Raw genomic sequence first — 11245 nt, 5'->3', positions numbered from 1 at the left:
CGGCAAGGCGACGCTCGCTTGGGCGCTCAGCCGCTGGTTATTGTCCGATCAGCCGAACCTTGATTTGGATGCCAGCCTGCATAGCCCGATTGCCCGCAGGATCTCAGCCCTGTCAGAGCCCCGGCTTCAGCTGATCCGCCGCCCGGTAGACGAAAAAACCGGGCGTTTGCGCGGGGAAATCACGGTCGAGGAAATCCGCAAATTGCTGTCGTTTTTCCACATGAGCGCAGCCGAAGGCGGGCGCCGTGTTGCGATCATTGATGCTGCGGATGAGATGAACACCTCGGCCGCGAATGCGCTTTTGAAAATCCTCGAAGAGCCGCCAAAAGACGCGATCATCTTTTTGATCTCGCATCAGCCGGCGCGTCTTTTGCCGACCATCAGGTCTCGTTGCCGCGAGCTGCGGCTTTCTCCGCTAAGCCCGTCCGAGATTGGCGAGGTTCTGGCACGGCTAGACACCCCCGGCGATCCAGAGAAGCTGGCAGCGCTCTCGGGCGGATCCGCTGGCGAGGCTTTGCGCCTGACCGGTCAAAACGGCATCGAGCTGTACCAACGCTTGGTCGATCTTTTCGCATCCTCGTCACAGATGGATCGGCGCAAGGCTGCGGCCTTGGCGGAAACGGCTGCGGCGCGCGCGGGGGCCGATGGCGATCCCTTTGATCTGATCGTCACCCTTCTTGACCGCTTCTTGTCGCGCGCAGCCATTGCGGGTCTGATGGGCCCCCCCCTGCCGCAGGCAGCCAATGGCGAGGCCGAGGTCCTGGCCCGCCTATCGCCTCATGATTTAGCTGCGCGTCATTGGGCCACGGCACAGGCCGAGCTGTCGGCGCGCGCACGTGCGGGACGGGCCGTTAACCTTGACCCTTCCGCTTTGGTGATGGATATGCTGCTTGGGCTGGCAAACCGCCCGGCACTTTAATCGGATCAGGCCAAGATGACCGAAACCACCCCTCTGCCCCAACTTGTCGACAGTCATTGCCACCTCGACTTTGCAGATTTCGCTGGCCAGCAGGATGAGCTGATCCTGCGGGCAAAGGCCGCGGGCGTGACGCGCATGGTCACGATCTGCACCCGGATGAAGAATGAGCCCGCTGTCCGACAGCTGGTCGAAGCCCATGACGGACTGTTTTACGCCGCCGGCACCCATCCGATGTCTGTCACCGAAGAGCCTTTGGTGTCGGTCGAAACCTTGGTTGCGCTGGCGCGTCATCCGAAATTTGTGGGTATTGGCGAAACCGGGCTTGATTATCACTATACCCCCGAAAGCGCCGGTCGTCAGATTGAAAGCCTGCTGATCCATATCGAGGCAGCGCGTCAGACCGGCCTGCCTTTGATCATCCATTCGCGCGATGCCGATGAGGATATGGCGCGCATCCTGACGCACGAGCACCGTGCGGGCGCCTTCTCCTGTGTCATGCATTGCTTTACCAGCAGCGCGGAACTTGCGCGCGCAACGCTGGATCTGGGTTTTTATCTGTCGATGTCCGGTATCGCAGCTTTCCCCAAATCCCACGAGATCCGCGAGATCTTTGCCGCCGCGCCGCGCGACCGCATTCTGGTCGAAACCGATGCCCCCTACCTTGCACCCCCGCCCTATCGTGGCAAGCGCAACGAGCCGTCTTATGTCGTTCACACGGCACGGATCGGCGCACAGACGCTTGGCCTAAGCGAGGCTGAATTTGCGGCTCTGACCACGGCCAATTTTGATCGGCTGTTTTCAAAGGCCGCATCATGATCCGGGCGACGGTTCTGGGCTGTGGATCATCCGGGGGGGTGCCGCGGCTGGGTAATCGCTGGGGTGCCTGCGATCCGACCAACCCAAAGAACCGCCGCCGCCGCTGCTCGCTGCTGATCGAACGCGAGTCAGATCAGGGCGTGACCCGCATTTTGATTGATACTGGCCCGGATATGGTGCCCCAGCTGCTGTCGGCCAATATCGGCGAGCTGGACGGCGTGCTTTACACCCATCCTCATGCCGACCACATCCACGGCATCGATGATCTGCGCCAGATCGTTTATAACATGGGGCGGATCATGCCGGTCTGGGCGGATCGCACCACCGCCAATGCACTGATTGCGCGCTTTGGTTATATTTTTGAAACCCCCGAGGGGTCGCACTATCCCCCCATTTGTGAATTGCACCGCATCGGCGGACCCTTCACCGTGAATGGCAAAGGCGGAGAGATCCACTTTACCCCCTTCGAGGTCGATCATGGCGGCATCCCGGCGCTGGGGTTTCACGTCGCCGGGATCGATGGGGGGCTGGTCTATCTGCCCGATGTGTTAAGCATCCCTGATGAGTGCTGGCCAGTCATCGATGATTGCGAGATTTTTATCTGTGATGCGCTGCGCCATACCCCGCATCCCAGCCATGCCCATCTTGCGCTGGCGTTGGAATGGATCGAGAGATCGCGTGCCAAACGCGGTGTTCTGACCAATATGCATATCGATATGGATTACGCCGAAGTCTGCCGAGACACGCCCGATCATATCTCACCCGCCTATGACGGAATGGTGGTGACGTTTAAATGACGATCCTTGTCGACGTCATTCTTCCTGTCTTTATCATTATCGGTTTTGGTTATTTCGTCGCGTGGCGAGGCATGTTCTCGGAAAGCGCAGTCGATGGTTTGATGCGCTTTGCTCAGAACTTCGCGGTTCCGGTCCTGCTGTTTGCGAATATCTCGCGTCTGGATCTGATCGGGGATTTTAACGGGGCGATGTGGCTGGCCTTTTACGCCGGCGCCTTTCTGTCCTATTTTGTGGGCTGGTTCGTGGCGCGGCGCTTTCTGGCGCGCAATCCCGAAGATAGCGTGGCCATCGGCTTTTGCTGCCTGTTTTCGAACTCTTTGCTTCTTGGCATTCCGATCATGGAACGCGCCTATGGCAGCGAGGCAATCTCGGGCAACCTTGCGATCATCTCGATCCATTCACCGCTTCTTTATACCTTTGGTATAACGATGCTGGAGTTCACGCGCGCCCGTGGCCAGAACCTGTCTGTCAGCAAAATCGCCTCTCGGGCGCTGACGGGGGTTTTTCGCACACCGCTGGTCATTGGCATTCTGTGCGGTGTGGTGACCAATATCCTTTTGAACGCCGGGCTGGTGCTGCCCGCAGGGTTTTGGGCGGCGGCCGATATGATGGCACGTGCGGCACTGCCGGCTGCGCTGTTTGGCCTGGGGGGCGTGCTGTTTCGCTATCGCCCCGAGGGTGATGGCAAGGCAATCGCGCTGTGCTGTCTGTGCTCGCTTGTGCTGCATCCAGTCGTCACCTTTTCTTTGGGGCGGCTTTTTGATCTGCAGGTTCCGGCCATGCGCTCGGCAGTCATCACCGCCAGCATGGCACCGGGTGTGAATGCTTATCTTTTTGCATCGCTATATGGCGCGGCAAAGCGGGTTGCGGCATCGACCGTGCTTATCTCGACGGCTCTTTCCATCGTGACGATCTGGTTCTGGCTCTCGGTACTGCCATAGCAAACGGAAAAGGGGCGCTGCCAGTGGCGCGCCCCCTCCTCCGTCCCTCGTCGGATCTTTGGATATCAGCGTGGGCTGACACCTCTTAGCCTTTCGCTACGCCGGCGCAGCAATTCGACCGTCGCCAGCAAAGCGATTGAGAAAATGACCAGCAACGTCGCCACGGCCAGAATTGCCGGAGAGATCTGCTCGCGGATCCCCGTCCACATCTGGCGCGGAATGGTTTGTTGATCCGGGCCTGCGATGAACAGCACGGCCACGACCTCGTCAAACGATGTGACGAAGGCGAAAAGAGCCCCCGAGATCACGCCCGGCAAGATCAGCGGCATGATGATGCGAAAGAACGTGGTGCGCGGATTGGCACCAAGGCTGGCCGCCGCACGCGCCAGGGACTGATCAAAACCGATCAACGTCGCCGTCACGGTAATGATGACAAATGGGATGCCCAAGGTCGCATGTGCCAAGATGACGCCCAGATAGGTGCCCGCCAGCTTGCCGCAACTTGGCTCGAGCCCGATCCAGCTAAGTGGCTCGCATGGGTTCGAATAGAAAAAGAACATGCCCGTTGCGGTGATGATGATCGGCACGATCATGGGCGAGATCAAGACCGCCATGATGATACGGCGATAAGGCATCTCGGGGCGCGACAATCCCAGGGCCGCAAGTGTGCCCAGAACCGTCGCCACGATCGTTGCGCAAACCCCGATAATGATCGAGCTTTTTGCCGCATTCACCCATCTTGCATTGTGCCAGGCATCAACCCACCACGCCCATCCACGCGGAGCCTCGGGGTTGGCCATGCCGAAGGTCAAAAGCCGATCATACCAGCGCAGCGAATACCCCTCGGGGTCAAGCGACAGCATTTTCTCGGTAAAGGTGAAATAGGGTTCGACGTTGAACGACAGCGGGATGACCACGACAATCGGCGCGATCAGAAAGAAAAAAATCAGCCCGCAGATCACCAGATAGGCATAATGCCAAATGCGTTCGAGCGGGGATGCATAAGTCGGAAGCGCCATGTCTTACCCCAGTTTCAGATTGTCGATGCCAACAAGGCGGTCGTAGACCCAGTAAAGGATCAGAACTCCTGCCAGCAACAGGGCGGCAAGCGCCGCAGCCATCGACCAGTTCAGCGTTTGCATCATGTGCATTGCGATCATGTTCGAGATCAGCTGCCCAGAGGATCCGCCGACCAAAGCGGGCGTGATGTAATAGCCAATCGCCAAGATAAAGACGAGCAAAGCCCCCGCCCCAAGCCCCGGCAAGGTTTGGGGAAAATAGATCCGGCGGAAGGTCGTCCAGCTGGTCGCCCCAAGCGAACGTGCCGCCCGCGCATAGCTGGGATTGATCGTGCGCATCACCGAGTAAAGCGGCAAGATCATAAAGGGCAGCAGAATATGGGTCATCGCGATGATCGTGCCCATCTGATTATAAATCATCTGCAAGCGCTGCTCATTGCCGATCACACCCAGCCAGACCAGAAAGTCATTGATAACACCTTGCTGCTGCAAAAGGACCATCCAGGCGGTGGTTCGCACCAAAAGTGACGTCCAGAACGGCAAAAGCACAAGGATCATCAACAGGTTGGATTTTCGAAGCGGCAGTGTCGCAAGCAAATGGGCAATCGGAAAACCAAGCAGAAACGTGGTTAAGGTGATCACTGCCGACAAGATCATCGTGCGCTTGAACAGCATCACATAGACCTGTTGATCGGCCGCGACCTTAACGATCTCGCCTTGCTCGTTGTGGGTCCGGTCCAGCGCGGCAAGATAGAAATTCGCGGTGTAAGGGCTTGATGCCTCGCGCATGGCCGACCACAGCGCAGTATCGCCCCATTTCGGGTCCAGCGCCAAAATAGCCTGCTCAAAGGGCGGCTCGAAGCCCGTCTTTGCCTTGCGGCCAGCCGAAGTGAACAGCGAACGCGATCCTGGCAGGTCATAGTTGATGCGGGTGCCGACCGTGCCGATGGTGCGGGCATCTGCCGAGGATTTCAGATCTGCGGCCAAAGCGGCATAGGCAGCCTCGTCAGGCGCGGTGCCGCGTGGATGTTCGGCAAACCAGGCGCTGATTTGCGGCATATTGGCTGAAAAGCCGTCATTCTTGACCGATCGCTGCAACATCTGACCGATCGGAAAGACAAAAGTAACCAGAATAAACAGCAAAAGTGGCAGCACCAACAGCAAGGCACGCCGCCTTGCACGTCGCGAGCTCCGCGCTAGGGCGCGGGTCAGCGGCTGGCCATCCGCTGTCGTCAAACTACCCCCTTCGGCAAGGCCTACGGCCTCGGTTACGATGGCGGCATGGGGATCAAGCGCTTGGGCCATGTCGTTCCTTCAACCCTGTTCGACCCGATTTCCCATCCTGTTGCGGCGGGCCAAGGGCCGATATTGTGGCGGTTGTTCCGCCTTGTGAATGGACGCAGTCTTTGGCGCCCTTGCAGAGAAAAGGCCGGCCCGAAGCGGGCCGACCTTGGCAATTTTACTGTGCCAGCCACGAGCTGAAGCGCTCGTTCAGCTCGCCATCATGATCAACCCAGAAGTCCAGGTTCGAACCAAGCGCATTGGTCATATTCGCTGCCGTGGTCGGCAGGTTCGGCCCCATGGCTACATCCGTGCCCTCAAGGTTGCCCACCATTGCCGCTGCCGATTTACGCGGCGGGCCATAGCTGATGAATTCCGCCGCCCGAGCCTGGTTTTTAGGCGCAGTAGAGAAGGCGATGAACTCTTTGGCGGCCTCGATATTCTTGGCTCCCTTCGGAACGACCCAGCCTTCCATCTCGTAGATCTGGCCATCCCAGACGATCTTAAAGGGCTTTTTCTCTTCCTGCGCAGCAGTGAAGATACGACCGTTGAAGGCATAGGCCATGGTCACTTCGCCATCCGCCAAAAGCTGCGGCGGCTGGGCGCCTGCCTCCCACCAGATCACGTCCTTTTTGATCTGATCCAGCTTTTTGAAGGCACGGTCGACCCCTTCTGGCGTGCCAAGCGTGGCATAGACATCCGCAGCGGGAACGCCATCGGCCATAAGGGCAAATTCAAGGTTGAATTTCGCACCTTTGCGCATGGTGCGCTTGCCCGGGAACTTTGCCGTATCGAAGAAATCGGCCGGGTTTGACGGCTTGGCATCGGCGAATTTGGTATCGTCATAGGCCAGCGCCATCGAGTAAACGTCAGTGCCCACAAAGCAATCGGTCACAGCGCCGGCGATGAAATCATCAGCGGCCGAAGTGCCATCCTCGGCAGGGACCAGGATCGAAGGATCGATCTGCTCAAGCAAACCTTCATCGCACAGACGCACCGCATCGGCATATTCGACCGAAGCCACATCAACCGAAACGTTGCCCGCCTCGACCATGGCTTTGATCGGCGTGGCAGGGTTGTCGGCGTCGCTTACGGTGACTTTGATGCCCTTTTCGGCCTCGAAAGGCTTCACATAGGCCTGCACATGGCTATTGCCATATGCTCCACCCCAGGACAGCAGATTCATCTGCTTGTCTTGCGCCTGAGCGCCCCAGGCGACCGCGACCAGAGCAGAGGTCAGAACAAGTGTCTTCTTCAATTTACTCTCCCGTGTTGTGTTGGTTTTATGCCGGATCCAGCGCCCGCGCGTCCTGCGGATGCCAGCCGATCTTGATACGCTGACCCGCGCTAAGACGGGTTTGGCCCAGAGTATTGCGGTATTTCATCACGAAATCGTCCGAGCCCGCCACAATCAGACGTGCCCGCAAAATGTCGCCCATATAGACAACATCGCGCACTTCGGCTTCCAAAGTATGCGCGCCCGCTGGCATCATCTCGGGTTTGAATTCGACGCGCTCGGGCCGGATCGAGACCAGGGTTTTGCGCCCGCTTTCATGCTGATTGACGGCGGTTGCATCGATCAGCTCGCCGTTATCAAGCCGCACAAGCGCCTTATCCCCCTCCAACCGCTCGATCGTGCCGGGAAGGGCGTTATTTTCGCCAATGAAGCCCGCGACAAAGCGGTTTTCCGGCTTTTCATAAAGGATGGACGGGGGCGCAAGCTGCTGGATGCGCCCGTCGTTAAAGACAGCGATCCGGTCCGACATGGTCAGCGCCTCGCCCTGATCATGGGTGACATAGACGCAGGTAATGCCAAGGCGATCATGCAGGGCTTTGATTTCAAACTGCATATGTTCGCGCAGCTGTTTATCCAGCGCGCCAAGCGGTTCATCCATCAGCACCAGTTTGGGATCAAAAACCAGCGCGCGAGCCAAGGCTACGCGCTGCTGCTGCCCGCCCGATAGTTGCGCAGGCCTGCGATTGCGAAAGCTGCCCATTTGCACCATATCCAGCGCGCGAATGATGCGTTCTTCGCGTTCGGATTTGGACATTCCGCGGACTTCCAGCGGAAAGGAAAGGTTCTCGCCCACAGTCATATGCGGGAACAGCGCATAATTCTGAAACACCATGCCGATCCCGCGTTTATGCGGCGGCACGTCATTGATGTTTTTCCCATCCAGGCGAATCTCGCCATGGGTGGCGGTCTCGAAACCGGCCAGCATCATGAGACAGGTGGTTTTGCCCGAGCCAGAAGGCCCAAGCATCGTCAGAAACTCGCCCTTACCGATCGAGAGATTAAGGTCTTTTACGACGAGAGATTGGCCGTCGTAGCTTTTTTGTACGTGGTCGAAGACGACGAAGGCGTCGTCACTTGTCGGCGTCGTCAATGCGGACTCCCTGTTTTTGGTTATAGTTACCGCCCGTCCAGACTACGCAGCCGATCACGCGCTTGGCAACAGGGGTTTGCGGAAAGTCGCATCAGCAGAAAAGCGTATGAAATGAAGGGTTATGATCGATATTCCTGCGCGAATCGCACGATTTCCGGGAAAATCTGTCGAATTCATGCATCAACCGGCACGATGCAGGTGGCCGATAAAACATAAAAAAGGCAGCCGTTGCGGGCTGCCTTTTTTAAGAATTGCATGAATTGGGGCAGAAGATCGCGCGAAATGCCCGCCCCAGCCCGATTTGATTACAAGGTAATGCCGTGGCGGCCTGCAAGGTCGGTGAAGAACTGCCAAGCAACACGGCCCGAGCGCGAGCCCCGAGTCGCCTGCCATTCAATTGCCTCGGCACGCAGCTGCTCGGCTGCAACAACCAGGCCATGCGCGGCGCAATAGCCGTCGATCATCGCCAGATAGTCATCTTGCGAGCAGGGATGGAAGCCCAGCCACAGCCCGAAGCGGTCCGAAAGCGAGACTTTTTCCTCGACGGCCTCGCCCGGATTGATCGCGGTCGAGCGCTCGTTTTCGATCATGTCGCGCGGCATCAGGTGACGCCGGTTCGAGGTTGCATAAAGGATCACGTTCTCGGGGCGGCCAGCCAGGCCGCCGTCGAGGACCGCCTTAAGCGATTTATACTGGGTATCGTCATGCGAGAACGACAGATCGTCCGAGAACAGCACAAAGCGGCGGTCCTTGGCGCGAGCCAGAATGGCCAAGAGACGGCCGACCGAATCCAGGTCCTCGCGTGCGATTTCCACCAGCACCAAAGGCAGGCCTTGGTTGACGGCCTCGGCATGGGCGGCCTTCACCAATGAAGACTTACCCATCCCGCGCGAACCCCAAAGCAACGCGTTATTCGCCGCAAAGCCACGCGCGAATTGCAGGGTGTTTTCCATCAGCGTATCGCGTGCGCGATCGATCCCGATCAGTTGCACCAGATCGACCCGGCTGACGGTTTCAACCGGCACCAGACGATCGGGGTCCGGTTGCCAGATATAGGCTGATGCCTCTGCAAAACTTGGTTCGGGCGCAGGCGGGGGCGCCATACGCTCCAGCGCCTCGGCGATGCGATTCAGCGCCGAAAGGTCGAATGCCGTCATATCAGATCCGTCAGCCATCCATTTGCTCCTCGGCTTCGCGCTTACGCTCGATGCGGCGCACGAGGAAAATCGAGATTTCGTAAAGTCCATAGATCACGGTAAAGAGCACGACCTGGCTGATAACGTCAGGCGGCGTGACCATGGCCGCAAGGACCAGAATGGCGATCACGGCGTAGCGCCGCACCGATGCCAGCCCTTCCGAGGACACCAGCCCCGCCTTGCCCATTAGCGTCAGCGCGACCGGCAACTGGAAGGACAGACCGAAGGCCAAAATGAACTTGGTCGTCAGCGTCAGATATTCCTCGACCGAACCCTGAAAGACGATACCCGCCCAAGGGTTGTCGACCGCGACCCCCACCCCACCAGATGGCGCGGCAGTGGCCTTGGCAGCCTCGCCAACCGCAGCGGTGGCATCGGGCAGCACGGTCGGCCCCTGCTGGAACCCCAGGAAGAAGTCAAAGGCCCAAGGCAGAATGACGTAATAGGCAAAGGACGCGCCCAGCAGGAACATGATCGGCGATGCGATCAGAAACGGCAGCAGGGCGTTTTTTTCACTGCGATAAAGACCGGGCGCAATAAAGCGCCACAGCTGATAGCCAACCACCGGAAAGGCCAGAACGAAGCCGCCAAAAAAGGCGATCCGCATGGCCACAAAGAAGCCTTCCTGCAATTTAAGCAGGATCAGCCCGCAGGCCTGATTGCGCTTTTCAAGGGCGTGACAGATGGGCTGCGTCAGGAAGTCGAAAATCGGATTCCAGATGAAATAGCACAGGACCATCGCAATGACGAAAGCAAGAACCGCCCAGATCAGGCGGGTGCGCAACTCGGCCAGATGCTCGATTAGCGGCGCAGAGCTGTCATCAATATCTTGGGATGCCGGCTTGGCAGATTTGCTCGCCACTCAATCGCCTTTCTTGTCGTTTGCGCCGTCAAGATCGCTGCGACGAACGGCATGCAGGCGCCGCTTGCCGGGTGCCTCATTGGCGGCAGGCGTGGGGCCCGAGCCAAGCACCGGGCTGACAGCGGGCGGCGGCGGCAAGGGTGTGGACAGGCTGCTGGACGCAGCCGAAGTCGCGCTGGCCGATGCGGAAGCCGATACCGGCGGCGTTGCTGGCGTCGGTGCAAAGACCGCATCAGCCTGACCATCGGTCACAACGCCAGAGCTTGGGGCCGTCGTGCCTGACACGGGCGCCGGGGCGGCCGGATCGGGCTTCATCGACGTCGAGGCGCTATCGGTCTTGGGATTCAACGGGTCCCATTTCTCGAAACGTTCAGCCGCGCGGTCCAGCGCGTCCAGGCCAAGCGCCTTTTTCGAGGTCAGCGAATTGACGTCTTTCAACGTTTTCGCCGCATCTTCCAGACCCGAGGATTTCGCCGCATCTTCCATCGCGCTGGTGAACTCACGCGCCATGGACCGCGCACGCGCGGTGATACGTCCGAGGGTACGGAACAGCTTAGGCAAATCCTCGGGGCCGATCACGATCAACGCGACGACGCCGATGAGCAATAGCTCACTCCAACCGACATCAAACATGGTGGCGCCCGAACAGGATCAGAGCTTGGTCGAATCGGTCGGCGTCACATCACGCAGATCGGCATCAGCGGACAGACGGGCACGATCAGCTTCCAGCTTTGCGCGCTCAGCAGCCAGTTCGGCGCGGGCTTTTTCCAGCTCGGCTTGCGGGCTCAGCTCAGCCGCGGCTTCACGGTCGGCTTCTTCGCCGCCTTCTTTCACGCCTTTTTTGAAGGCAGTGATACCTTTACCGACTTCGCCCATCAACGACGAGACCTTACCACGACCGAAGAGGACCAGCACCACGATTGCGATCAGCAACAGGGCCATAGGAGAAGGTGCGTGCATATTATTCCTCCGTTGCAGGGCCATTGCGACCCTTGCGATAGAACAGATGCCCTAGCATATAGGTTGT

11 protein-coding genes and 1 pseudogene are annotated in these 11245 nt (G+C 58.8%); 4 read left to right on the top strand and 8 right to left on the bottom strand.

The features are described from left to right. The 4 genes from RTS12_RS02140 to RTS12_RS02125 form a co-directional block, all read left to right on the top strand. Positions 1-919: DNA polymerase III subunit delta' (locus RTS12_RS02140; protein ID WP_312525022.1), on the top strand; the 919-nt coding region annotated here is incomplete at its 5' end. Between the two features lie 15 nt (positions 920-934). After that, positions 935-1735: a TatD family hydrolase gene (locus tag RTS12_RS02135; protein ID WP_312525020.1), complete on the top strand. Its 801-nt coding sequence runs from the start codon at positions 935-937 to the stop codon at positions 1733-1735. Continuing rightward, positions 1732-2532 carry an MBL fold metallo-hydrolase gene (locus RTS12_RS02130; protein WP_312525018.1) on the top strand — a complete coding sequence of 267 codons (801 nt, stop codon included), beginning with the start codon at positions 1732-1734 and terminating at the stop codon, positions 2530-2532. Before RTS12_RS02135 ends, RTS12_RS02130 begins: the two co-directional genes overlap by 4 nt. After that, entirely contained in the window at positions 2529-3473 is a 945-nt protein-coding gene (locus tag RTS12_RS02125) for an AEC family transporter (RefSeq protein WP_312525016.1), read from the top strand. The genes RTS12_RS02130 and RTS12_RS02125 overlap by 4 nt, the downstream gene beginning before the upstream one ends. 65 nt (positions 3474-3538) lie before the next feature. Here the strand turns inward: RTS12_RS02125 and RTS12_RS02120 are convergent, their stop codons facing one another. The 8 genes and pseudogenes from RTS12_RS02120 to RTS12_RS02085 all read right to left on the bottom strand — a co-directional run. Continuing rightward, positions 3539-4492, bottom strand: coding sequence for an ABC transporter permease (locus tag RTS12_RS02120; RefSeq protein ID WP_312525014.1), 954 nt, complete (start codon positions 4490-4492; stop codon positions 3539-3541). A 3-nt stretch (positions 4493-4495) separates the two neighbouring features. Then, the gene (locus tag RTS12_RS02115) at positions 4496-5797 is read right to left on the bottom strand and encodes an ABC transporter permease (protein WP_312525012.1); all 1302 of its coding nucleotides are present in this window, start codon (positions 5795-5797) and stop codon (positions 4496-4498) included. Positions 5798-5951: 154 nt separating this feature from the next. Beyond that, a complete protein-coding gene (locus tag RTS12_RS02110) occupies positions 5952-7031 on the bottom strand; it encodes an ABC transporter substrate-binding protein (RefSeq protein WP_312525010.1) in 1080 nt (359 codons plus the stop codon). A gap of 25 nt (positions 7032-7056) precedes the next feature. Then, a complete protein-coding gene (locus RTS12_RS02105) occupies positions 7057-8160 on the bottom strand; it encodes an ABC transporter ATP-binding protein (protein ID WP_312525008.1) in 1104 nt (367 codons plus the stop codon). Between the two features lie 305 nt (positions 8161-8465). Further along, positions 8466-9335 (bottom strand): ATP-binding protein, encoded by an 870-nt coding sequence (locus RTS12_RS02100; protein WP_312525006.1) that lies wholly within the window; start codon positions 9333-9335, stop codon positions 8466-8468. Beyond that, positions 9328-10218, bottom strand: coding sequence for a twin-arginine translocase subunit TatC (gene tatC / locus RTS12_RS02095; protein ID WP_312525004.1), 891 nt, complete (start codon positions 10216-10218; stop codon positions 9328-9330). Before tatC ends, RTS12_RS02100 begins: the two co-directional genes overlap by 8 nt. Further along, entirely contained in the window at positions 10219-10851 is a 633-nt protein-coding gene (tatB, locus tag RTS12_RS02090; RefSeq protein ID WP_312525002.1) for a Sec-independent protein translocase protein TatB, read from the bottom strand. It abuts the gene before it with no gap. Positions 10852-10980: 129 nt separating this feature from the next. Beyond that, positions 10981-11202, bottom strand: a pseudogene (locus tag RTS12_RS02085) (twin-arginine translocase TatA/TatE family subunit); the annotation flags it as partial. Positions 11203-11245 lie beyond the last annotated feature (43 nt).

The organism is Paracoccus sp. (in: a-proteobacteria), from assembly GCF_032007265.1.
In the GTDB taxonomy this organism is placed as follows: Bacteria; Pseudomonadota; Alphaproteobacteria; order Rhodobacterales; family Rhodobacteraceae; genus Paracoccus.
The sequence above is the reverse complement of the archived record's forward strand: the minus strand, read 5'-3'. Positions and strand labels throughout refer to the sequence as shown.